Source organism: Amycolatopsis sp. NPDC021455 (assembly GCF_040640995.1).
Classification (GTDB): domain Bacteria; phylum Actinomycetota; class Actinomycetes; order Mycobacteriales; family Pseudonocardiaceae; genus Amycolatopsis.
The window spans coordinates 119,487-141,952 of record NZ_JBFACT010000002.1; the positions used below are offsets into that span (position 1 = coordinate 119,487).

At 71.0% G+C, this 22,466-nt stretch carries 25 protein-coding genes and 1 riboswitch; of the genes, 22 read left to right on the plus strand and 3 right to left on the minus strand.

Annotated features, from left to right (window positions below; translation table 11 throughout):
• Window positions 1-69 precede the first annotated feature (69 nt).
• From rsmD to AB0G28_RS03610, 12 genes are all read left to right on the plus strand, one after another.
• Entirely contained in the window at window positions 70-630 is a 561-nt protein-coding gene (rsmD, locus tag AB0G28_RS03555) for a 16S rRNA (guanine(966)-N(2))-methyltransferase RsmD (RefSeq protein ID WP_361082563.1), read from the plus strand.
• Window positions 631-673: 43 nt separating this feature from the next.
• The gene (gene coaD, locus AB0G28_RS03560; RefSeq protein ID WP_361082565.1) at window positions 674-1,150 is read left to right on the plus strand and encodes a pantetheine-phosphate adenylyltransferase; all 477 of its coding nucleotides are present in this window, start codon (window positions 674-676) and stop codon (window positions 1,148-1,150) included.
• A 130-nt stretch (window positions 1,151-1,280) separates the two neighbouring features.
• Window positions 1,281-1,973: a ribonuclease domain-containing protein gene (locus tag AB0G28_RS03565; RefSeq protein ID WP_361082567.1), complete on the plus strand. Its 693-nt coding sequence runs from the start codon at window positions 1,281-1,283 to the stop codon at window positions 1,971-1,973.
• A 320-nt stretch (window positions 1,974-2,293) separates the two neighbouring features.
• On the plus strand, window positions 2,294-3,022 hold the full coding sequence (locus AB0G28_RS03570; protein ID WP_361082569.1) for a DivIVA domain-containing protein: 729 nt from the start codon (window positions 2,294-2,296) through the stop codon (window positions 3,020-3,022).
• A 614-nt stretch (window positions 3,023-3,636) separates the two neighbouring features.
• Window positions 3,637-4,224, plus strand: coding sequence for a YceD family protein (locus tag AB0G28_RS03575; RefSeq protein WP_361082571.1), 588 nt, complete (start codon window positions 3,637-3,639; stop codon window positions 4,222-4,224).
• A gap of 84 nt (window positions 4,225-4,308) precedes the next feature.
• Window positions 4,309-4,491 (plus strand): 50S ribosomal protein L32, encoded by a 183-nt coding sequence (rpmF, locus tag AB0G28_RS03580; protein ID WP_003090635.1) that lies wholly within the window; start codon window positions 4,309-4,311, stop codon window positions 4,489-4,491.
• 13 nt (window positions 4,492-4,504) lie between these two features.
• Window positions 4,505-5,254, plus strand: a complete 750-nt coding sequence (rnc, locus tag AB0G28_RS03585) for a ribonuclease III (protein ID WP_361082573.1) — start codon at window positions 4,505-4,507, stop codon at window positions 5,252-5,254.
• A gap of 89 nt (window positions 5,255-5,343) precedes the next feature.
• Window positions 5,344-6,699 (plus strand): polysaccharide lyase 6 family protein, encoded by a 1,356-nt coding sequence (locus tag AB0G28_RS03590; RefSeq protein ID WP_361082575.1) that lies wholly within the window; start codon window positions 5,344-5,346, stop codon window positions 6,697-6,699.
• A 30-nt stretch (window positions 6,700-6,729) separates the two neighbouring features.
• On the plus strand, window positions 6,730-7,599 hold the full coding sequence (gene mutM / locus AB0G28_RS03595) for a bifunctional DNA-formamidopyrimidine glycosylase/DNA-(apurinic or apyrimidinic site) lyase (protein WP_361082577.1): 870 nt from the start codon (window positions 6,730-6,732) through the stop codon (window positions 7,597-7,599).
• A 58-nt stretch (window positions 7,600-7,657) separates the two neighbouring features.
• Entirely contained in the window at window positions 7,658-8,092 is a 435-nt protein-coding gene (locus AB0G28_RS03600) for a helix-turn-helix domain-containing protein (RefSeq protein WP_020644313.1), read from the plus strand.
• A 353-nt stretch (window positions 8,093-8,445) separates the two neighbouring features.
• Window positions 8,446-9,015, plus strand: a complete 570-nt coding sequence (locus tag AB0G28_RS03605; protein WP_361082579.1) for a hypothetical protein — start codon at window positions 8,446-8,448, stop codon at window positions 9,013-9,015.
• Entirely contained in the window at window positions 9,012-10,181 is a 1,170-nt protein-coding gene (locus AB0G28_RS03610; protein ID WP_361082581.1) for an MAB_1171c family putative transporter, read from the plus strand. Before AB0G28_RS03605 ends, AB0G28_RS03610 begins: the two co-directional genes overlap by 4 nt.
• Before the next feature lie 111 nt (window positions 10,182-10,292).
• Here AB0G28_RS03610 and AB0G28_RS03615 read toward each other — a convergent pair whose 3' ends face one another.
• Window positions 10,293-11,195 (minus strand): SMP-30/gluconolactonase/LRE family protein, encoded by a 903-nt coding sequence (locus AB0G28_RS03615; RefSeq protein ID WP_361082583.1) that lies wholly within the window; start codon window positions 11,193-11,195, stop codon window positions 10,293-10,295.
• A 62-nt stretch (window positions 11,196-11,257) separates the two neighbouring features.
• Here AB0G28_RS03615 and AB0G28_RS03620 point away from each other — a divergent pair, with 62 nt between their 5' ends.
• The 4 genes from AB0G28_RS03620 (at window position 11,258) to AB0G28_RS03635 (ending at window position 14,370) form a co-directional block, all read left to right on the plus strand.
• Window positions 11,258-11,704, plus strand: a complete 447-nt coding sequence (locus AB0G28_RS03620) for an Lrp/AsnC family transcriptional regulator (RefSeq protein WP_361082585.1) — start codon at window positions 11,258-11,260, stop codon at window positions 11,702-11,704.
• 87 nt (window positions 11,705-11,791) lie between these two features.
• A complete protein-coding gene (locus tag AB0G28_RS03625) occupies window positions 11,792-12,115 on the plus strand; it encodes a PadR family transcriptional regulator (protein ID WP_361082587.1) in 324 nt (107 codons plus the stop codon).
• A complete protein-coding gene (locus AB0G28_RS03630) occupies window positions 12,112-13,302 on the plus strand; it encodes a hypothetical protein (protein ID WP_361082589.1) in 1,191 nt (396 codons plus the stop codon). Before AB0G28_RS03625 ends, AB0G28_RS03630 begins: the two co-directional genes overlap by 4 nt.
• A 105-nt stretch (window positions 13,303-13,407) precedes the next feature.
• A complete protein-coding gene (locus AB0G28_RS03635) occupies window positions 13,408-14,370 on the plus strand; it encodes an alpha/beta hydrolase (RefSeq protein ID WP_361082591.1) in 963 nt (320 codons plus the stop codon).
• A 120-nt stretch (window positions 14,371-14,490) separates the two neighbouring features.
• Here AB0G28_RS03635 and AB0G28_RS03640 read toward each other — a convergent pair whose 3' ends face one another.
• Window positions 14,491-15,015 (minus strand): general stress protein, encoded by a 525-nt coding sequence (locus AB0G28_RS03640; protein WP_361082593.1) that lies wholly within the window; start codon window positions 15,013-15,015, stop codon window positions 14,491-14,493.
• A gap of 369 nt (window positions 15,016-15,384) precedes the next feature.
• On the opposite strand from AB0G28_RS03640, the gene AB0G28_RS03645 reads away from it, so the two are divergent.
• Genes AB0G28_RS03645 through AB0G28_RS03665 form a run of 5 tightly spaced genes read left to right on the plus strand, consistent with a single transcriptional unit; the run spans window position 15,385 to window position 20,516 of the window.
• Window positions 15,385-16,731 (plus strand): glutamine synthetase family protein, encoded by a 1,347-nt coding sequence (locus AB0G28_RS03645; protein WP_361083131.1) that lies wholly within the window; start codon window positions 15,385-15,387, stop codon window positions 16,729-16,731.
• Window positions 16,712-17,422 carry a gamma-glutamyl-gamma-aminobutyrate hydrolase family protein gene (locus AB0G28_RS03650; RefSeq protein WP_361082595.1) on the plus strand — a complete coding sequence of 237 codons (711 nt, stop codon included), beginning with the start codon at window positions 16,712-16,714 and terminating at the stop codon, window positions 17,420-17,422. The genes AB0G28_RS03645 and AB0G28_RS03650 overlap by 20 nt, the downstream gene beginning before the upstream one ends.
• On the plus strand, window positions 17,419-18,786 hold the full coding sequence (locus AB0G28_RS03655; protein ID WP_361082597.1) for an aldehyde dehydrogenase family protein: 1,368 nt from the start codon (window positions 17,419-17,421) through the stop codon (window positions 18,784-18,786). Before AB0G28_RS03650 ends, AB0G28_RS03655 begins: the two co-directional genes overlap by 4 nt.
• Window positions 18,786-19,553 carry a 3-oxoacyl-ACP reductase gene (locus AB0G28_RS03660; protein ID WP_361082599.1) on the plus strand — a complete coding sequence of 256 codons (768 nt, stop codon included), beginning with the start codon at window positions 18,786-18,788 and terminating at the stop codon, window positions 19,551-19,553. Before AB0G28_RS03655 ends, AB0G28_RS03660 begins: the two co-directional genes overlap by 1 nt.
• Before the next feature lie 12 nt (window positions 19,554-19,565).
• Window positions 19,566-20,516, plus strand: coding sequence for a cyclase family protein (locus AB0G28_RS03665; protein WP_361082601.1), 951 nt, complete (start codon window positions 19,566-19,568; stop codon window positions 20,514-20,516).
• Here the strand turns inward: AB0G28_RS03665 and AB0G28_RS03670 are convergent.
• Window positions 20,513-20,713, minus strand: coding sequence for a hypothetical protein (locus AB0G28_RS03670; protein WP_361082603.1), 201 nt, complete (start codon window positions 20,711-20,713; stop codon window positions 20,513-20,515). The genes AB0G28_RS03665 and AB0G28_RS03670 overlap by 4 nt on opposite strands.
• 72 nt (window positions 20,714-20,785) lie before the next feature.
• Here AB0G28_RS03670 and AB0G28_RS03675 point away from each other — a divergent pair, with 72 nt between their 5' ends.
• On the plus strand, window positions 20,786-22,081 hold the full coding sequence (locus tag AB0G28_RS03675) for a helix-turn-helix transcriptional regulator (protein WP_361082605.1): 1,296 nt from the start codon (window positions 20,786-20,788) through the stop codon (window positions 22,079-22,081).
• A gap of 248 nt (window positions 22,082-22,329) precedes the next feature.
• A riboswitch (glycine riboswitch) is annotated at window positions 22,330-22,428 on the plus strand.
• Window positions 22,429-22,466 lie beyond the last annotated feature (38 nt).

Here is a 22,466-nt window from a genome sequence, read left to right on the forward strand (position 1 = left end):
CGTTGGCTCCGGAGGGGACACCAATGTCCCGGTCATGTGTGGCGCGCGCTGTCCCCGCACAATCGGGGGGTGACGAGGATCGTGGCCGGGACGGCGGGTGGACGGCGGCTCAAGGTGCCGCCGAAGGGCACCCGGCCGACGTCGGAACGCGTGCGGGAAGCCCTGTTCAACGCCCTGGAGACGGCGGGCGAGCTGGACGGTGCCCACGTCCTCGACCTCTACGCCGGGTCCGGCGCCCTCGGCCTCGAAGCCCTTTCGCGCGGCGCCGCGGACGCGGTGTTCGTGGAGTCCGACCGGCGTGCGGTGGACGTCCTGCGCGGCAACGTCGCGGCCCTGGGCCTGGGCGGCACGGTCCGCGCCGGGCAGGTCGAGGCGGTGGTCGCCGCGCCCGCACCCGCTCCGTTCGACCTCGTCCTGGCCGACCCTCCGTACGCCGTCGACGCGGCCGCGCTCGGCAAGGTGCTCGCCGCGCTGGCGGCGGGCGGCTGGCTGGGCGGGAGCGCGCTGGTGGTGGTCGAGCGGGCGGCCCGGGACGGCGCGCCCGAGTGGCCGCCGGGCTTCGAGCCGTCGCGGGAAAAGAAGTACGGCGACACGGCCGTCTTCTGGGCCGAATACACGCCTGTGGCGTGAGCCACGCGGCGCAGACCGCGTGGGGCACGGTAGCGTCCGCGCCATGCGGCGTGCGGTCTGTCCCGGTTCCTACGATCCGGCCACCAACGGGCACCTCGACATCATCGAGCGGGCGAGCCGCCTGTTCGACGAGGTCGTCATCCTGGTGGGGGTGAACAAGACCAAGAAGGGTCTCTTCGAGATCGAGGAGCGCCTGGAGATGCTGCGCGAGATCACCGGGAAGCTGCCGAACGTGCGGGTCGACTCGTGGGCGGGCCTGCTGGTCGACTACTGCCGCGACCACGACATCGCGGCGGTCGCCAAGGGCCTGCGCTCGGTCAGCGACTTCGACTACGAGCTGCAGATGGCGCAGATGAACCGCGAGCTGACCGGCGTCGAAACGCTGCTGATGGCGAACAACCCGACGTACGGGTTCGTGTCCAGCTCGCTGGTCAAGGAGGTCGCCGCGCTCGGCGGCGACATCGAGCACTTCGTGCCGCCGATCGTCTTCGAGCGGCTTTCCGCGAAGTTCGGGCGCTGACCGTCCTTTCCGGACCGCGTGTCCGGTTCCCGTCGTTCGGCTCCCTCCGTTCGTCGGGACTTGCGCCCGGTAGTGCGGGAGTTCACGTTCCCGACCCCTGACGATCATCCGATCGGGTTACGGTCCGAAAATGACCAACTACCGATCCCGCCTGGTCGCTGTCCTTTTCGCGCTCCTGGCCACGTTGTTCACCGGTGTCACCGCCGCCTCCGCGGCTTCCCCCGCCGTCGCCGCGCAGAACTCCTGCGGGAACCTCTCGGGCTTCACGCACACGACGCTTTCGGCGCTCCCGCCCGAAGCGACGACGACGTACAACCTCATCCAGAAGGGCGGCCCGTTCCCGTACCCGAAGAACGACGGCGTCGTCTTCGACAACCGGGAAGGCATCCTCCCGGCCTGCGCGTCGGGCTACTACCACGAGTACACGGTGCCGACGCCGGGCTCGAGCACGCGCGGCACGCGCCGCATCGTGACCGGCAGCGCCGGCGAGTACTTCTACACCGGCGACCACTACGCGACCTTCCAGGTCATCGACGTCGGCGGCGGTTCGACGCACGCCTGCGGCGACCTGTCGGGCCTGGCGAAGATCGGCTACTCCCAGCTGTCGTCGGCGGCCCGCGGCGTCGTCGACAACGTCCGGAGCGGCGCCGCCACCGGCACGACGTACGAGAACCGCGAAGGCGTGCTGCCGTCCTGCGCGTCCGGGTACTACAAGCTCTTCGCCGTCGGCACGAACGACCGCGTCATCTCCGGCAAGGCGGGCGAGCTGGCCTACACGCCCGACCACTACGCGACCTTCAAGCGGATCGACCTGAATTCCTGACCCGCGCGCCGCGCCCCCTCGTCCGTGAGTACCGGTGGAACATCGGACGGGGAGGCGCGATGCGGGCCGCTGACGAGGCGTTCGCCCGGGAACGGGCGCTGCCGCTGCGGCGCGGAGCACGTCGCGGGCGTCTGCGCCGATCGACGCTCCCGCCGGGCCCGGGCCGGTGCTCGACGACCGGCAGCTGATCGCCTCGGTCACCGACCCGGGCTTCCCCGCCCGGTAGGCGACCGGGGGACACGCCCGGCGCCGGTCGCGTTCACCGGTTCGGCGGCGGAAACGGGCAGACTGGTTCCCAGCGACAGGGGATTGGAGTGGCCGTGTACCGGGTTTTCGAGGCGCTCGACGAGCTCGTCACCATCGTCGAGGAGGCGCGCGGCGTCCCGATGACGTCCAGCTGCGTCGTGCCCCGCGGCGACGTGCTCGAACTCCTCGACGACGTGCGCGACGCGCTGCCCGCCGAGGTCGACGACGCCCAGGACGTCCTCGACAAGCGCGACGACCTGATCCACGCCGCCCGCAAGGAGGCGAGCGACACGGTCGCCGGCGCGAACGCCGAGGCCGAGCGCACGATCGCCGACGCGACGGACGAAGCGGAGCGCATCCTGGCCGACGCGCGCGCCCGCGCGGAGCAGATGCTCGCCGACGCGCACGACCAGGCGGACCGCACGGTGGCGGCGGGCCAGGCCGAGTACCAGAACCTCACCGACCGGTCCCGCGCGGAGTCCGAGCGCATGATCCAGGCCGGCCGCGACGCGTACGACCGCGCGATCGACGAAGGCCGCGCGGAACAGGCCCGCCTGGTGGCGCAGACGGAGGTCGTCCAGGCGGCCCACGCGGAGTCGGCCCGCATCGTCGACGAGGCCCACGCGGAGGCCGACCGCCAGCGAGCGGATTGCGACGCGTACGTCGACGGCAAGCTGGCGGAGTTCTCGGAGCTGCTGGCGACGACGTTGAGGACGGTCGACTCGGGCCGCAACCACCTGCGGTCGCCGTCGAACCTGCCGAGCAGCGGCGGCCGGCCGACGCTGTACGACTACCAGGTGTGACACGAATCTCGCTTTGAGCCGAGTTGTCCACAGGGCTGTTCGCTTGTGGACAACTTCGCCCGGGGAGCGGCTTCCGGACGGTTTCCTCGACGGGGACGGATAGACTGGACTGGGGACGCCCCCCGGAGAGGGTGGGGGCTGCGGCAGAGTCGCGCCTGGACTCCGGGCACGCAGGTCCGCCCGCCGCCCGAGTGCCCCGGCCTGCTCTCCTTGGCTGCTGCGACGCTGGTCGCCGGGGCCTGCCGCGCTGCCGAAGGTCGCGAATGAGTCATTGGGGACCTCGCACGTCCCGAATGAGTCATTCGCGGCACCCGGTCGGCGGCTCACAGCGCCACTTCCGCCACGGAGCACCGCGGCAGCGATCGACTTTGCCGGAACCCTGGGGGCGCCCGCCGCGGGCAGGGTCCCGGCGGGCAGGGCTCCTCGGACGTCTTGAACGACTCGTTCAGGACGTCCGGCGACAGGAACGAGTCGTTCAAGACATCGCGACAGCGGCCGCCGCCCCGCACCCCGGCGAGCGGACCTGCCCTCGGAAGGGCCGCCCCGGGAGTGGCGGCCATCCCCGCGAGGGACCAGCTCAAAAGGGGTGGCGACCAGTGCGTACCCTGGACTGGATGTCCGAGAACAAGACCCCCCAGCTCGACGACCGCAGCCCGTGGGTGATCGACACCCGTGAGCTCGGCCGTCACGCCGGCCTCAGCCGCGCCGTCAAGCGCAGCGTGCCGGTGGAGACGCCGCTCGGCGTCCCCGATGTCATCACCATCGAGGCCGGCTCCGAGCTGGAACTCGACCTTCTGCTCGAGTCCGTCGTCGAAGGCGTGCTGGTCAGCGGCACCGCGAAGGCCACCGCGAAGGGCACCTGCGCGCGCTGCCTCGACCCGCTCACCGAAGAGGTCGAGGTCGAGGTCCAGGAGCTGTTCGCCTACCCGGGGTCGGCCACCGAGGAGACCACCGAAGAGGACGAGATCCCCCGGCTGGTCGACGACCGGATCGACCTCGAACCCATCGTCCGCGACGCCGTCGTGCTGGCCCTGCCGCTGGCCCCGCTGTGCACCGAGGACTGCGCCGGGCTGTGCACCGACTGCGGCGTCAAGTGGGCCGATCTCGAGCCCGGACACGGGCATGAGAAGATAGACCCTCGGTGGGCCGCCCTCGTCGAGCGCTTCGACGAGAACGCGGGCGAAAAGCCTGGGCCCAGCTGAGCAAGCCTGACGAGCGCCCCAGCTCGTTCCGGAGGAAAGTTCGCTCGCACGACCGCGAGCAGACCGTCATAAGGAGATCTACTCGTGGCCGTCCCGAAGCGGAAGATGTCGCGATCCAACACGCGCTCCCGCCGCAGCCAGTGGAAGGCGGCTCCGGTGCAGCTGGTGCCCTGCTCCAACCGCGCCTGCAAGCAGCCGAAGCTCCAGCACGTCGCGTGCCCGTCGTGCGGCCAGCACAACGGCCGCCAGGTCGTCGAGCCCGCCTGATCGGGTAGCCGACATGGGGGGCAAGACGCCCGGGGGACCCGCAGCCGATCCGGCGCCGTTGCTCGAAGCGCTCGGGGTCACTCTCGACCCCGAGCTGCTCCGGCTTTCGCTGACCCACCGTTCGTACGCGTACGAAAACGGGGGTCTGCCGCCGAACGAGCGGCTGGAGTTCCTCGGTGACGCCGTGCTCGGCCTCGTCGTCACCGATCACCTCTACACCACGCACCCCGACCTGCCCGAAGGTCAGCTCGCGAAGCTCCGCGCCAGCGTCGTCAACATGCACGCACTGGCGCGGGTGGCCCGCGGGCTCGGCGAGGGCGGCCTCGGGGCACACCTGCTGCTGGGCAAGGGCGAAGAGCTCACCGGCGGCCGGGACAAGGCGAGCATCCTCGCCGACGGGCTGGAAGCGGTGATCGGTGCCGCCTACCTCGAACACGGCATCGAGATCGCCCGCAAGCTCGTGCACCACCTCTTCGACGGCCTGCTCGCCGAAGCGCCGTTGCGCGGGGCGGGGCTCGACTGGAAGACGAGCCTGCAGGAGCTGACGGCGTCGGCCGGCCTCGGCGTGCCCGAGTACAAGGTCGAAGACACCGGGCCGGACCACCGCAAGGAGTTCACGGCCACGGTGCTCGTCGCCGGCCGCCCGCTCGGCCACGGCACCGGGTCGACGAAGAAGGAAGCGGAGCAGAAGGCCGCCGAGACGGCCTGGCGTTCGCTGTCCGCCGAACTCGAGGCGCAGAAGAAGGACGAACCCGAGTCCTGATCAGCGGGAACCCCGTTGACGATTCCGCCCTCCTCTCCGTAGCGTGTTGATCATCCGCCGCGCACGTACTCAATGGAGAGGTCTGGCGGATGCGTTTGTTCTTCGTACCCTTGATCGTCGCGGCGCTCGTCGTCGTGCCCGGACCGTCAGCGTCGGCCGCGCAGATCCGCGTGACTTCGCTTTCGGCGTTGCAGTCCGCGCTGGACAAGGCCAACCCCGGCGACACGATCGCCCTGGCCGACGGCTCCTACTCCGCGGGCTCGACGCTCACGATCAAGCGCTCCGGCACCGCGTCGGCGCCGGTCACGGTCACCGCCGAGCACGTCGGCAAGGCGACGATCACCGGCTCGAAGACGTTCTCCTTCGCGAGCGGTGTCTCGAACGTCGTGCTGCAGGGCTTCAAGTTCCGCAACGGCGCGTCGCTGAGCATCCCCGCCGGTGCGTCGCACAACCGCTTGTCCCGCAACGACTTCCAGCTCACCAGCGACGGCAACTGGGTCTCCGTCAACGGCGACGACACCGAAGTCGACCACAACGTCTTCCAGAACCGCACGAGCCAGGGCGTGTTCCTGCAGATCCTCGGGCCGTCCGACGCCATGGCGCAGCGCGTCCACGTGCACCACAACTACTTCTTCAACCACCAGTTCTCGGGTTCCAACGGCGGCGAGTCGATCCGGCTCGGGCTGAGCAACCACCAGTCCTACTCCGCGCACGCTGTGCTGGAGTACAACCTCTTCGAGAAGGCCGACGGCGACATCGAGGCGATCTCCGTCAAGTCGTCGGACAACGTGGTGCGCTACAACACGATCCGCGACAGCAAGGGCTACATCGTGCTGCGCCACGGCAACCGCAGCACCGTCGAGGGCAATGTGCTCTTCAACTCGGGCATTCGCTTCCACGGAAACGACCACAAGATCGTCAACAATTACGTGGCCAACAGCGGCGGCCGCGCGATCGTCTTCGGCTCCGGCGACGAAGCCGACAGCGGACCGACGAGCAAGCTGCACGACCGGCCGGACCGCGTGACGGTCGCCTACAACACGGTGCTGGGCAGCTCGTCGGTGATCGACGGCGACGGCGGCGACTTCAGGCCGAAGGACTGCGTGGTCGCGGACAACATCGTGAAGGGCACTTCCGGCACGCTCGTGACGCTGCCGAGCGGGTCGACCGTCAAGTACGAGGGCAACATCACCTCCGGCGGCACGGCCGGGATGCCCTCGCGGAACGTCGATCCCAAGCTGGTCAAGGATGCCGCCGGGCTTTACCGGCTGACGTCGGGCAGCCCGGCGATCGACGCCGGGGTGGGGTCGTATTCGTACGCCGCGAAGGACTTCGACCTGCAGGCCCGGACGGGCACGTTCGACGTCGGCGCGGACGAGTACTTCGCGTCGGGCACGACGCGGATTCCGCTGGTCAAGGCCGATGTCGGCCCCTCCGCTCCGTAAATTGTCGTACCCGGCGGGCACAATGGCCGTATGCCCGAACTTCCCGAAGTCGAAGTCGTCCGCGTGGGCCTGCAGGCCCACGTCGCGGGCCGGACCATCCGCGAGGCGGAGGTCCTGCACCCGCGCGCCATCCGCCGGCACGCGCTGGGTGCGGAGGACTTCACGCAGCGGCTCACCGGCACCCGCGTCGAGGCGGCGCGGCGCCGCGGCAAGTACCTGTGGCTCGAGCTGTCCGACAAGGAGGCGCTGCTGGCCCACCTCGGCATGAGCGGGCAGATGCTGGTCCAGCCGGAGGGCACGCCGGACGAGAAGCACCTGCGGGTGCGGCTGCGCTTCGACGACGACGGGCCGGAGCTGCGGTTCGTCGACCAGCGGACATTCGGCGGCCTGGCGCTCGACGACCTGCACGACATCGGCGACGACGTGCTGCTGCCGGACACGATCGCGCACATCGCGCGTGACCCGATGGACCCGGCGTTCGACCTCGACGCGGCCGTGCGCGCGTTGCGCTCGCGGCGCACCGAGGTCAAGCGGGCCCTGCTGGACCAGACGCTGGTTTCGGGCATCGGCAACATCTACGCGGACGAAGCGCTGTGGCGGGCTCGCCTGCACTGGTCCCGGCCCACGGAAAAGCTGACCATGGCGAAGGGCCGCGAGCTGCTGTCGGCGGCGTCGGACGTGATGAACGCGGCACTGGGCGCGGGCGGCACGTCGTTCGACGCGTTGTACGTCAACGTCAACGGGCAGTCGGGGTACTTCGACCGGTCCTTGGACGCGTACGGCCAGGAGGGCATGCCGTGCCACCGGTGCGGCACGGCGATCCGGCGGGAGCCGTTCATGAACCGTTCGTCGTTCTCATGCCCACGTTGCCAGCCCCGGCCGAGGTCGAACTCGCGTTGATAAATGGTGTTCGTCTTTCAGCTAGGATGAATACGCCTGGTAGCTGAGGGAGTGCATCGTGGTCAAGGAGCCCGGAAAGTCGACGCTGGCCGACAAGATCGACCGGCTGTTCCACGTGGTCCGCAGGCCCGATCGGGAGCCGTACAGCAACGAAGAGGTCGCGAAGGCCTGCCGTGAGGCCACGGGCGAAAGCTTTTCGACGACCTACCTGTGGCAGCTGCGCACCGGCCGCCGGGACAACCCGACCAAGCGTCACCTGGAAGCACTCGCGCAGTTCTTCGGAGTGCCTCCGGCATACTTCTTCGACGACGAGCAGAGCACGAAGATCGCCGAAGAACTGGCGTTGCTGGGCGCGCTGCGCGACGCCGGTGTCCGCGACCTCGCCTTGCGCGCGGTGACCCTGTCGGCCGACGGGCTCGACACGATCAGCGACATGATCGACGCGATCGCCCGGAGGGAGGCCGGTCGCGGCGGGGCGAAGAAGGAGAACTGAGGTGGCGGCACGCTGCCGGCGAACGGTTTCAGGGGTGGCCGCGGTGGGGCGCGACTGGGCGGGCAAGGGCCCGGGCGTGGCCAGGGCGCGGCGGGGTTCTGGTGGCCGCGGCGAGGAGTGCGTGCGGTGGCTTTCACGGGCGGCCGCGCCGGCGGAGCAGGCGGGCAGCCCGCGGGTGCCCGGAGAGGCGTCCGGCGTGGACCGGCGCCCGGGACTGCCGGCGGTCCGGCGAGCTGCCGGCCGCGGCCCTTGCTCCGCGCGGGTTTTCCCGCCCCCGCCGCGTATCCCCGTGGCGCCCGCCGCGTTGAACCGGCCGGGGCCGTCGGTTTGCCGCGTGGTGAGGGAGTTCTGAAGTGGCGCGACCATCGTGGCGGCGGCGATCGAGCCGCACGCTGTGGGAGCGGGCGCGTCAGGTCGCCGACGCCGTCAGCCTGCCCGAGCCGTTCGATGCCGGGGCGTTCGTCGCCGGCCTGGCCGCCGAACGGGGCCGGCCCATCGAACTGATGCCCGTCAGCGCTCCCGAGGGTGCGCCGTGCGGGTTGCTGATGAGCACCGAACGCGCCGACTACATCCTCTACCCGGCGAACACGACCGCCCTGCACCGGCGGCACATCCTGCTGCACGAGGTCGGGCACCTGCTCTGCGGCCACACCGGCTCCGACGCCGGTGCCGACGGCGTGGCCATCGACGCCGCCGCCGGACGGCAGCTCATGCCGCACCTTTCGCCCGAGCTCGTCCGGCGGGTGCTCGGCCGCACCACCTACACCGAGGTCGAGGAGCGCGAGGCCGAGCTGGTCGCGAGCCTGCTCGCGCAACGCGTCGTGCGGCCCGAAGAACCCCGCGAACCCGCGCCCGGCGTCCCGGAAGGCGTGCGGCGCTTCGACTCCGTGTTCGGCGGCCGGTCGCGCCGCCGGACGCCGTGATCGAGACCCTGGCCTACCACCTGTGCGTGGTGGGCTTCGCCGGGTTCGGGTACAAGCTGATCGAGGCGCGCCACAGCCAGCCCGCGCGCACGATGTGGCTCCTGGCCGGGTTCGGCATCTGCATCGCCACCGGCATCCTGGTGCTGACGCCGGCGATGGCGGCACTGGCCGGCCCGGGCCCGGTCACCGAGTGGGTGCTGACCCTGGCCGGCGACGAGCTGAAACTGGGCGCGATCGGTTTCGCCGTCGCCTTCACGCAGTCGATGTGGCGGGGCGAACGCGCGAGGCCGCTGCCGCACGCGGTGTTCACCGCGGCGACGATGGTGCTGCTCGCGGTGTTCTTCGCGCTGTCCGAGCCGCGGCGCGTCGGTGACCAGACCGTCTTTTCCGGCGCCACGCTGCCCTTCGCCCTCGCCGACAAGGTCGTCTTCCTGCTCTACAGCCTGGTCAGCCTCGGCCTGCTGTTCACGGTGTTCGTCCGCAGCGCGTGGCACGCGGAGCCGGGGCCGCTTCGCGCCGGGCTGTGGCTGCTGGTCGCCGGGGTGGGCGCGGCCTTCGTGTGGACGTTCTGGGACGTCGACGACGTCCGGCAGCTCGCCGCGACGGCCCGTATCGGCGCCCGTGAGGACCTGCCGTCCTCGGTGCTCGCCGCGGCGACGATCGGTTTCGTCGCCACCGGGGCGACGCTCAGCGCGTGGTCGCCGGCCGTGTCGTCGGTGCTCGGCCGCGTCCGCGCGTACCACGCCTACCGCCGCATCGAGCCACTGTGGACGGCGTTGCGCGCGGCCGTCCCGGGCATCGCGCTCGACCCGGGCCGGGAGCTGGCGGGCGGCGCGGAGTTCGCGCTGTACCGCCGGGTCATCGAAATCCGCGACGGCCACCTCGCCCTCCGCGCCCACTTCGACCCCGATCTCCCGGCCCGCGCGGCGGCCGCGGCGCGCCGCGCGGGTGTCCGCGAAGCCGACGTGGCGGCCACGGTGGAAGCGGTGACCCTGGCGGCGGCGATCGAGGCGGGCCGCGCGGGACGGCGGTTCGAGCCGGGGGAGACACCCCCGGACCCGTTGCCGGACGCGGACGTCGAGACGGAAGCGGCCTGGCTGGTCCGGGTCAGCCGCGCCTGGCGGCGCGAGACGGTGGTCGAGCGGGTGCGGGCCACCCTCGGCTAACCCCGCCCAAGCGCCCCAATGTGGCGTTGGTTGCGTCCAACGCACCGAACGCCACATTGGGTGCGTTGGACGCACCGAACGCCACATTGGGGCGCATGAGGCGCGCGCCGGTCAGCGCGGGTAGCGGGCGCCGTTGACCGTCACCCTCAGCGTGTACAGCGAGCTCGACGCCGTGATGAACAGCTCGTTCCCCCGGGCGCCGCCGAAGGTGAAGTTCGAGCAGATCTCCGGGATCAGGAGCTTGCCGATCCGGGTTCCGTCGGGGGCGAAACAGTGCAGGCCGTCGTGGGCCGCGGCCCACACCTGGCCTTCGCTGTCGACGCGGACTCCGTCGAAGCCGCCCTTGTCGCTCGTCGCGAAGATCTCGCCGCCCGTCAGCGTGCCGTTTTCGCCGACGCCGAACACCCGGATGTGGCTCGGGTCCTGCCGCGTGTCGGCGATGTACAGCAGGGATTCGTCGGCCGAGAACGCCAGCCCGTTCGGGCGCGAGAAGTCGCCGGCGACGATCCGCACTTCGCCCGACGGGTCGGCGCGGTACACGTGACACCCGCCGATCTCGCTTTCCGCGCGGTAGCCCTCGTAGTCGCTGTCGATGCCGTAACTCGGGTCGGTGAACCAGATCGACCCGTCCGAGTGCTCGACGACGTCGTTCGGGCTGTTCAGCCGCTTTCCCCGGTACGCGTCGGCCAGCACGGTGATCGAGCCGTCGTGCTCGGTGCGCGTCACCCGGCGAAGGCCCTGTTCGCAGCTGACCAGCCGCCCCTGCCGGTCGACGGTGTGGCCGTTCGCGTAGTTCGACGGCTGCCGGAAGACGCCGACCTGGCCGGTGGTCTCGTCCCAGCGCAGCGTGCGGTCGTTCGGGATGTCGCTGAACACCAGGTACCGGCCGGCCGGGAAGTACGCCGGTCCCTCGGTCCAGCGGCAGCCGGTGTGCAGGCGCTGCATCCACTCGTCGCCGTTGACGCGCCGGAAGCGCTCGTCGAGCACCTGAAAGTCCGTCTTCACCAGATCCATCGCCCACTCCTAAACGATATTCTGTGCAAAGCATGGATTGCCGAACCTGATATGGTCAAGTCATGGATGACGTGGATCGCAGGCTGCTTTCCGAACTGCAGCGGGACGCGACGCAGGCGTACGCCGCGCTCGGCAAGGCTGTCGGGCTCTCCGCCGGAGCCGCCCACGAGCGGGTGCGCAAGCTCCGCGAACAGGACGTGATCCGGCGGACCACGGTGGACGTCGACCCGGCCGCCGTCGGCCGCGGCGTCGCGGCGTTCGTCCTCGTCGAGGCGAACGCCTGGATGGGTGACCAGCCGGTGCGGGCGGCTCTCGAAGCCCTGCCCGAGGTGGTCGAGGCGCACATCATCGCGGGGCCGGCGTCGCTGCTGGTCAAGGTGCGCGCGGGGACGACCGAAGAGCTCCAGGCGTCGCTGCGCCGGCTCTTCGCGATCGACGGCGTCACCGGCACGCAGACGATCGTCGTCCTCGAATCCTTCTTCGAACGGCCGGTGGACACGCGGGCCTGAGGTGTCCCGGCGACACGAACAGCCCTCCGCCGTGCACACTACTGTGCAATGCGTGGTACCTTCTCATGCGTAAGACTGGAGGGTGCAGTGGAGATCAGTCAGCTGCTCAAGGGTGTGCTCGATCTCGCCGTCCTCGCGGTGCTCCGCGAAGAAGACGGCTATGGGTACGACGTACTGAGACGGCTCCGGGCCGCCGGCCTGGACGAGGTGGGGGACGCGTCGGTGTACGGGACGTTGCGCAGGCTGTACAAGGCCGGCCTGCTCACCTCGTACGTGGTGCCCAGTGAAGAGGGGCCCCACCGCAAGTACTACAGCCTGAACGAGCCGGGTCGCGCGCGCCTGGCGGAGTCCGGCAAGACCTGGCAGAGCTTCGCTTCGACGATGAACGTGCTTTTGGGAGACGCAGCATGAGCGACAAGCCGACCGCCGTGCGGGTCTATCTGGCGCGGGTCCGCACCGCGCTCGCCGACCTGCCCGCGACCGAGGTCGAGGAAATCCTCGAGGACGTCCGCCCGCACCTGGCGGAACTGGAGGCCGAGCTGGGGGAGGGTGCCCGCGTCGAGGCCTTGATCGAACGGCTCGGCACGCCCGAAAGCTACGCCGCCGAACTGCGCGCGTCCGGCGGGTACCCGCCGGCCGGGGAAGGTGCGGCACCGACGACCGCGGCCGGCCCGGCGAAACCGCGGATCGCGTTGTGGGGCCTGCTGCTCAGCGCGCTGGCTCTCGCGCTGCTCGCGTTCGGCGCCGCGACCGCCGGCCGGGTCCAGGTGCTGGCGGCCCTGCTGCTGGTGGCGCCGGTGTTCGCCGTCAGCCTGGCGCTGATGCTGCGTGGCGGCGTCGAGCCGGTGCTGGCGCTGCCGGAAGTGGCGTGGCTGCGGAGGGCACTGGCCAGGGGGCGCGAGCAGGACGAGGCCGGCAAGCTGCTGCGCTACTTCGCGTCGCTGAAGCCGGCGTGGTGGGTGCTGTGCGCCGTGGCGCTGGTCGCGTTCGGGCTGCTGCTCATGGTGCGCCAGCGCAGCGCGGTGCTGCTGGTGCCGTTCCTGCTGCTGGTGGGGGCAGCGATCGTGTGGGCCGGTCCGCGGGTGCGCCGCGACCGGCGGCTGCTGTGGCTGGTCGTGCCGGTTTCGGCGTTCGTCGTCGGGAGCGTGCTCGGCGGGATCGGTGCCGTGGCCGACCTCGGTCCCGGCGGCCGGACCTACTACGGCCCGCCGTCCTACAGCACGGCGGGAGACAGCTACGGCAACGACCAGCTGACCTACGGCGGCCGCTCGATCGAGAACGTCTACGCCTTCGACGGCGAAGGCAAGCCGCTGACCGAGGTCTACCTCTACGACGAAGACGGCCGGCCGATCACGCTGACCCGCTACGGCTGTGAGCGCTCCAGCGGCAGCAAGCAGAAGATCGGGGAGGACAACCGGTTCCCGCGGCCGAAGATCGAGCAGGGCGTCACCGACAACCAGGGCAACTACAACGGCTACAACGGCTACCGTCCGGCCTGCCGCGAGGAAGCGGGGGTGCCGTTCAGCGCCGCGATCCCCAAGGTGACGGTACCGCCGGCGTCTTCGTCCGCGCCGGCCTCGCCGACGCCGACGAAGTAGCGGGGTGAACGCCCGGTGCGCGGGCCGGGGCCGCTCGGGAGCGCGTTCACCCGTTCCGAACGCGTCTGAAACGCCGGGCGAACGTGAGCGTGCTGAGCTGGGTGGGTGACGCCACCCACGGACAGTTTCGCCCCGCGCACCCGGGTCGTCCACGGGTACGAGCGCGCCTACCGGATGGCCGGGCGCGGGCCGGTCCTGCTCTTCCTGCACGGCATCGGCGACGACTCGTCGACCTGGCTGGACCTGCTGGAGTCACTGTCGGCCGACTTCACGGTGATCGCGCCCGACCTGCTCGGCCACGGCTCTTCGGCCAAGCCGCGCGCGGACTACTCGGTCGCGGCCTACGCGTGCGGCATGCGCGACCTGCTGACCACCCTCGACGTCGACCGGGTGACGGTGGTCGGGCACTCGCTCGGCGGTGGTGTCGCGATGCAGTTCGCCTACCAGTTCCCGGAACGGTGCGAGCGCCTCGTGCTGGTCGGCTCGGGTGGGGTCGGGGCGGGCGTCCACCCGCTGCTGCGCCTGGCCGCGGCGCCGGGGGCGGAGCTGCTGCTGCCGCTGCTGGGGACGCCGCCCGCGGTGGCGGCGCTGCGTGGGCTCGCCGGGCTGCTGCGGCTGTTCGACGACGCGGACCTCGACTACGTGCTGACCCGGTACGCGCGGCTGGTCGAGCCGGGCACGCGCTCGGCGTTCCTGCGGACGCTGCGCTCGGTCGTCGACTGGCGCGGGCAGGTGGTCAACATGCTGGATCGGTGCTACCTGACCGAGGGCATCCCGACGCTGCTGGTGTGGGGCACGGAGGACACGGTCGTGCCGAGCGGCCACGCGTTGCGTGCGCACCGGGCGATGCCGGGCAGCAGGCTGGTCCTCTTCGAGGGCGCGGGCCACTTCCCGCACCGGTCGGATCCGGAGCGGTTCCTGGAGATCCTCCGGGAGTTCCTGGCGGAGACGCCGCCGGCACGGTACGACCGCGCGCGATGGGGGAAGCTGCTCCGCGCGGGCCGTCCGGCGGAAGCTCCCGAAACCGCGGGGACCCCGGACCCGCCGACGGTCTCGTCGGGCACCTGAGCAGCCCCCGTTTTCTACGCTACCGGCGGGCACCGACAGTTTCCGGGATAGCCGGCGGAGTTGTCCCCAGGTACGACGAAGGCCGCCTCCCCGGGGAGGCGGCCTTCGATCTTCAGTGCGTCAGTGGCCGAAGGCGCTGCGCGCCGCCAGGTCCGCCAGCAGCGCGCGGCCCTTCTCGGCGTTGCGGGGCTGGGACAGGACGTCGTAGCGGCGGGCGACCAGCTGGCTCTGCGAGATGAACCCGCGCTTGTTGCGGTTCACCGCGTAGCCCAGCGCGCCGAAGAGCAGGTTGAACCCGAGACCGGCGATGAGGCCGATCGCGATCGGGACCAGTCCGGCGCCCGGGTTCAGCAGGCTGAGCACCAGGCCGAGGAACAGACCGAACATGGCACCGGAGGTCGCCGCGCTGCCGAGGACCTTGCCCCAGGACATCTTGCCCGCGACCCGCTCGACGAGCATCGGTTCCACGCCCACGATCGTGACGTCGGTGACGGGGAAGTCCGCGCCCGCGAGGTGGTCGACCGCCCGCTGTGCCTGCTCGTAGGACTCGTACGAACCGATCGGCCAGCCGGTGGGCAGGGTCGGCAGCTGGGGCCGGGCCTGCTGCTGCTCGCCGAACGTGCTCTGCGTGAATGCTGTGGTCATCGATCTCACCTCTCTTGCCCCGTTCAACGTGCGAGCGCCCCGGATTCCTCCCGTGGCGGGCGAATTCACAGACTCTTCTCAGCCGGGCAACCCGGACAATCCGGTCATGCCCGGGGCCGATCCGGGCAACGGATGTCTTGAACGACTCGTTCAGGACCTCCGAAGACCTGAACGAGTCGTTCAGGACGCTGCACCGCCCGGTTACGCAGCCGGAGCCCGGCGTTGCCGGACCTGAACGCCCGGCCGCCGCTGTAATGGTTCAAAAAGAGACCTTTGTTCCGGTTGACCCGACGAGGCTCACCGGGTAGGAAGGACCGGCAAAGGATTCATACCAAACCTTTGGGGCGACGGATGGCACGCAGGCGAGGCATGCTCACGCTCGACGAACTCCGGGCGCGCGTGGACGCGGGCACGATCGACACCGTGCTCGTCGCGATCACGGACATGCAGGGCAGGCTCCAGGGCAAGCGCTGCTCCGCGGAGTACTTCCTGGACGAGGTCGTCGGCCACGCCACCGAAGCCTGCAACTACCTCCTGGCCGTCGACGTCGACATGAACACCGTCGACGGCTACGCGCTCTCCTCCTGGGACAGCGGCTACGGCGACTTCGTGCTGCGGCCCGACCTCGAGACACTGCGGGAGATCCCGTGGCACGAGGGCACCGCGCTGGTCCTGGCCGACATCGAGCGCGTCGAGGGCGGCCCGGTCCCGATGTCGCCGCGGCAGGTCCTGCGCCGTCAGCTCGACCGGCTCGCCGAACGCGGGCTCGCCGCCTTCGTCGGCACCGAGCTCGAGTTCATCGTCTTCGACGACACCTACGAGAGCGCCTGGGACAAGCGCTACCACGGCCTCAAGCCCGCCAACCAGTACAACGTGGACTACTCGATGCTCGGCACCGCGCGGCTGGAGCCGCTGCTGCGCCGCATCCGCAACGACATGGCCGGCGCCGGGCTCTACCCGGAGTCCGCCAAGGGCGAATGCAACCCGGGCCAGCAGGAGATCGCCTTCCGCTACACCGACGCGCTCTCCACGTGCGACAACCACAGCGTCTACAAGAACGGCGCCAAGGAGATCGCCGCGCAGGAGGGCAAGAGCCTCACCTTCATGGCGAAGTACAACGAGCGCGAGGGCAACTCCTGCCACATCCACATCAGCCTGCGCTCGACCGAGGGCCGGGCCGTCCTGGCCGGCGACGGCGAGCACGGCTTCTCGAAGCTGATGGAGCACTTCCTCGCCGGCCAGCTCGCCGGGCTGCACGAGCTGACGTACTTCTTCGCCCCGAACGTCAACTCCTACAAGCGGTTCGTGCCCGGCAGCTTCGCGCCGACCGCGATCGCCTGGGGCACCGACAACCGCACCTGCGCGCTGCGCGTCGTCGGCCACGGCGAGTCGCTGCGGGTCGAGAACCGGGTGCCGGGCGGGGACGTCAACCCGTACCTCGCCGTCGCCGCGCTGATCGCCGCCGGGCTCCACGGCATCGAGAACGAGCTGGAGCTGGAGGAACCCTTCACGGGCAACGCCTACAACTCCGACCGGGGCACGGTGCCGACGACCCTGCCGGAAGCCGCCGCGGCCCTGGACGGCAGCGACCTGGCGCGCGGGGCCTTCGGCGACGACGTCGTCGACCACTACCTGAACGCGGCGAAGATCGAGATCGACGCCTACAACGCCGCCGTCACCGACTGGGAGCTGATCCGTGGCTTCGAGCGACTCTGAGCCCGTCGTCGGCCTCACCAGCTACCTCGAACCCGCGAAGTTCGGAGTCTGGGAGACCGAGGCCGCGCTGCTGCACCGCGTCTACGTCGACTGCGTCGTCGCGGCGGGCGGTATCCCGGTGCTGCTGCCGCCCGTGTCCGGCGCCCACGACCGGTTGGTGTCCACTGTGGACGCGCTGGTGCTCACCGGCGGCGCCGACGTCGAGCCCGGGCGCTACGGCCAGGAGCCGCACCCGGCGACCTACACCCGGCCGGACCGGGACGCCTTCGAGTTCGCGCTGTTCGCGGCCGCGCGCGAGGCGGGCAAACCGGTGCTCGGCGTGTGCCGCGGCCTGCAGGTGATGAGCGTCGCCCTCGGCGGCACCCTCACCCAGCACCTGCCGGAGGCCATGGAAACGACCGATCACCAGCCCGCCCCCGCGACCTTCGGCCGGGGCACGGTCACCCTCGCCGAGGGCAGCCGCGCGGCGGCGGTCCTCGGTCCCGAAACCAAGACGCTGTGCTACCACCACCAGGCGATCGACCGGCTCGGCACCGGCTTGGAGCCGGTCGGCTGGGCCGCCGACGGCACCGTCGAGGCCGCCGAGATCCCCGGCGAGTTCACCCTCGGTGTCCAGTGGCACCCCGAGCAGGACACCGACGACGTCCGGCTGTTCCAGGCTCTCGTCGAAGCGAGCAAGGAGAACCGATGACCACCACGTTCGACGTCCTGAACCCGGCCACCGAGGAGGTGGTGCGGACGGTCCCGCTGACGAGCGCCGAGGAGACCGACGCGGCGATCGCCCGCGCGCAGGCGGCGTTCCCGGCGTGGCGCGACGTCACTCCCGGCGACCGCGCGCGCCTGCTGCGCCGCTTCGCCGACGCCGTCGAGGCCGACATCGAGCACCTCGCGCGACTCGAGGTCGAGAACTCCGGGCACACCATCGGCAACGCCCGCTGGGAAGCGGGCAACGTCCGCGACGTCCTCAACTACTACTCCGCCGCGCCGGAACGCCTGATCGGCAAGCAGATCCCGGTGCCGGGCGGCATCAACGTCACTTTCCAGGAGCCCTTGGGCGTGGTCGGCGTGATCGTGCCGTGGAACTTCCCGATGCCGATCGCCGGCTGGGGTTTCGCGCCCGCGCTCGCCGCCGGGAACACCGTCGTCCTCAAGCCCGCCGAGCTGACGCCGTTGACCGCCCTGCGGCTGGCCGAGCTGGCGCGCGAGGCGGGCATCCCCGAGGACGTCTTCCAGGTGCTGCCCGGCAAGGGATCCGTGGTCGGACAACGGTTCGTCGATCATCCGGCCGTGCGCAAGGTCGTCTTCACCGGCTCCACCGAGGTCGGCAAGCAGATCATGGCGGGCTGCTCGGCGCAGGTGAAGCGCGTGACGCTCGAGCTGGGCGGCAAGAACGCGAACATCGTCTTCGCCGACTCGGACCTGGAGAAGGCCGCGGCGACCGCGCCCTACGGCGTCTTCGACAACGCCGGCCAGGACTGCTGCGCGCGGTCGCTGATCCTTGTGCAGGCGAGCGCGTACGACCGCTTCATGGAGCTCCTCGAACCCGCGGTGCACGGCGTGGTCGTCGGCGACCCCGGCGACGAGAAGACCGAGATGGGCCCGCTGATCTCGGCCGCGCACCGCGAGAAGGTCGCGAGCTACGTGCCGGACGACGCGCCCGTCGCGTTCCGCGGCAGCGCGCCCGCCGGGCCGGGCTACTGGTTCCCGCCGACCGTCCTCACCCCGCCCGACCTGCGGCACCCGGCCGCGGCGGAGGAGGTCTTCGGCCCGGTCGTCGCCGTCGTGCCCTTCGCGGAGGAGGCCGACGCGATCCGCATGGCCAACGCCACCGAGTACGGCCTGTCCGGGTCGATCTGGACCCGCGACGCCGGTCGCGCGTTCCGAGTCGCGCGCGGCGTCGAATCCGGCAACCTGTCGGTCAACTCGCACTCTTCGGTGCGCTACTGGACGCCGTTCGGCGGGTTCAAGCAGTCCGGCCTCGGCCGCGAGCTGGGTCCCGACGCCGCGGCGGCGTTCACCGAAACCAAGAACGTCTTTCTGAGCACGGAGGAGTAATGGTCCAACGTTTCGAAGGCCGCGTCGCGGTCATCACCGGCGGCGCCAGCGGCATCGGGCTCGCCTCGGCCCGCCGCCTGGCGAGCGAAGGCGCAAAGGTCGTCATCGCGGACCTCTCACCGGTCGAGGGCAAGGCGGCCGCCGACGAGATCGGCGGCGCGTTCGTCCAGACCGACGTCACCGATGCCGAGCAGGTGGAGAACCTGTTCCACACCACGGTCGAGCAGTTCGGCTCGGTCGACGTCGCGTTCAACAACGCGGGGATTTCGCCGCCGGAGGACGACTCCATCCTCACCACCGGCATCGACGCCTGGGAGCGCGTGCAGCGCGTCAACCTGACGTCGGTGTACCACTGCTGCAAGGCCGTCCTGCCGCACATGCAGCGCCAGGGCAAGGGTTCCATCATCAACACGGCGTCGTTCGTCGCGGTGATGGGCGCGGCGACGTCGCAGATCTCCTACACCGCGTCCAAGGGCGGCGTGCTCGCGATGAGTCGCGAGCTCGGCGTGCAGTTCGCGCGGGAGAACATCCGCGTCAACGCGCTGTGCCCGGGGCCGGTGAACACCCCGCTGCTCAAGGAGCTGTTCGCCAAGGACCCGGAACGCGCCGCGCGGCGGCTGGTGCACGTGCCGGTCGGCCGGTTCGCCGAGCCGGAGGAGATCGCGGCCGCGGTCGCCTTCCTGGCCAGCGACGACGCCAGCTTCATCACGGCGTCGCAGTTCCTCGTCGACGGCGGCATTTCGGGGGCGTACGTCACCCCGATCTGACAGGCTGGTGCCGTGACGGGACTGATGCCCAGCCAGGACGACGTGCTCGGGTACTTCGACACGCTGTCGAACTGGGGACGGTGGGGCGACGACGACGAGCTGGGCACGCTGAACCACATCACCGACGACGTCCGGCTGGCGGCGGCGCGGGCCGTGCGCCACGGCCGGAGCGTGTCGTGCGCGTGGGAGGTGGCCGTCCCCGAAGAGATGGAGCGGTCGACGACGACGTGCCCGTGCTTCGCCGACCTGCCGGGTGCGGAGAACATGCCGCTGCCCGGGTTCCGCAACGACCGGCACTGGGGTTACTCGAACGAGCGCCTCGGCATCCTGTTCCACGGCAACACGATCACCCACGTCGACTCGCCGTGCCACATCTTCTGGGACGGCAAGATGTACAACGGGCGGCCGCACGCGCTGGTCGGCGCCGAGACGGGATCGGCGTGGGGAGCCGTCACGGCGGCGGCGGACGGGATCGTCACGCGCGGTGTCCTGCTGGACGTCGCGAAGGTCCGCGGTGTGCCGTCGCTGGAGCCAGGTGACGGTGTGTTCCCCGGCGACCTCGAGGAGGCCGAGCGCCGCCAGGGTGTCCGGGTGCGGCCGGGCGACGCGGTGCTCCTGCGGACCGGCTACGGCCGCGTCCGGCACGAGGCCGGGCCGTCCGGCGGCGTCACGCAGGCCGGCTGGCACGCGTCCTGCCTGCCGTGGCTGCACGAACGGGGAGTCGCGCTGATCGGCGCCGACACGCCCACCGACGTCCAGCCGTCGGGGTACGACGACCTGGCGATGCCGGTGCACACCGTGGGCCTCGTCGCGATGGGTCTGTGGCTGCTCGACAACTGCGACCTCGAGGCGTGCGCGACGACGGCGACCGAGCTCGGGCAGTGGGACTTCCAGCTCGCCGTCGCGCCGGTCCGCTTCGCCGGCACGTCCGGCAGCCCGGTCAACCCGATCGCCACGTTCTAACGGCGCTTGGTCGGGGTCTTGACGCCGTAGACGTCCTTCAGGAACTTCCAAGCGGCGTTGAGCCGCTTGCGTTCCTCGGAGAGGAGCCGTTCGCGGCGGCGAAGGACGCGAGTGGCGACTTCGGAGGCGAGGAACGCGCCGGCGGCGAAGGTCAGCACGCCGACGATCAGCGTCAGGGCGATGATGGTGGTCGTCATGCCGTTCAGCGTCGGGCGCGCGTGGGCGTTTCGTCCCTGCGCAAAGCTAGCCGGTTTCGTTAGCTTTGTGAGGTGACGCACTGGCGCGCCGACGAGTGGGCGGAAGCGGTCCGGGCCGGCATCCGGGCCCGGGGGCTGTCCCTGGACGAGGCCGCGCGCCGCATCGGCGTCCCGACGTCGACGCTGCGCAGCTGGATCGAGCACCGGCACGCGCCGAAGGTGACCGTCTTCGACCACTGGGCGCAGCTCGCCGAGGTGACCGGCCTCGGCGAGGCCGAGCTGCTGCGCGTCGCCGGCGTGCTGCCCGACGCGCTGGCGACGCCGGTGCACGTCGCCCAGGCGGCGAAGGCGCTGCGGGAGGGCATCGACCAGGCCGGGCAGTTCCTGCGGCAGGCGACGGCGCTGGTCTACTCCTCGCCCGGCACGCAGGTGGCGAACGCCATCGCGGCGTCGCCGGTCGACTGGGAGATGCGGATCCGCTCGGCCACCCGCGGCGACGAGGTCCGCGTCACCTACCACCACTACGTCGGGGTCGTGCCGCCGCGCGGCTTCCCGCACACCGACGCCGAGGCGCGCCGGATCCTCGAGCACGAGATCCTCGGCGAGCTGTGGCGGCCGCTGGGGCTGTACTGGCGGGTCGCCGAGGTGCACGACTGGCACGAGCCGCCCCGGCTGGTCATCCAGGTGCCCGAGCAGGAGGCGACGCGGCCGCCCGTGCCGTCGCCGGTCGTGACGGCGCCGCCGGTGGTCGTCTTGTCGCCGATCTGGGGCTACGGCGAGCTGCTGGCGTCGCTGGTCGCCGACGGCCTCGGGTTCGGCAACGTCGACTTCCGCTACTTCGGCCTCCCCGACGCGATGGCCGACCGGGTCCGGATCACCGCGCGCGAGCTGGCCGAGCCGGCGCCGCGGCTGGTGCACTCGGTGCCGCCGATCATGCTGCTGCACGGCCTGGCCGTGCCGGACCTGACCGGACGGCTCCCGGTCGTCGTCCGCTACGGGCCCCGCATGCGCGCCCGGGCGGCCCGGATCTACCGGTCGGCGCTGCTGGAAGCCGGGTTCGACGACCCGCTGGAAGGAGCCCGGGCGATCGAAGAGGCGATCACCGTGCCACCGGGCTGCGCGTACTACGAGGTGACGCTCGCCGACGAGGACGTCTTCGACGGCGACAGCCCCTCTCTCGACCGGCTCAACGACTCGGTGGCGTGGCATGCCGAGCAGATCGTCGAGCAGGTGCTGCTGGGTGCGGGCCTGCCGCCGGTGCCGCTGGGCGGGCCGCTGAAACGCCTGGTCCTGCCCTCCGGCCGGGTCCGCCGCCCACCGGCCTTGGCAGGTGGAGTGGTCCGCCGCGGCCCCGGAGGTCGCGAATGACTCATTCGCGACCTCCGAGGCCGCGAATGAGTCATTCGCGGCGTTCCGCGGGCGCGGTCGAGGCCGGGTCGAGGGCCACTGTGGTGTTGGCCGGGTGAAGTAGACGGCCGCCGGAAGCGCCGGGTACCGTAGCGGCCACAACTGCAGATCGGGCCGTCGAGCCGAGGCGGGAGAGCCCTCACGAACGTGGTGGGGCACCGAAGGAGCAAACTCCCCGGAATCTCTCAGGTACCCGCTACCGCTTCTGGCGAGGCCACTCTGGAAAGCAGGCGCACCCGCGTCTCACCCAAGGTGAAAGCCGTGTCGCACACGGTGAAACTCTCAGGTGCCATGACAGAGGGGGAGTTCCCAGCGCACCGTTGTGCCCGGTGCCCGGCCCGAGGAG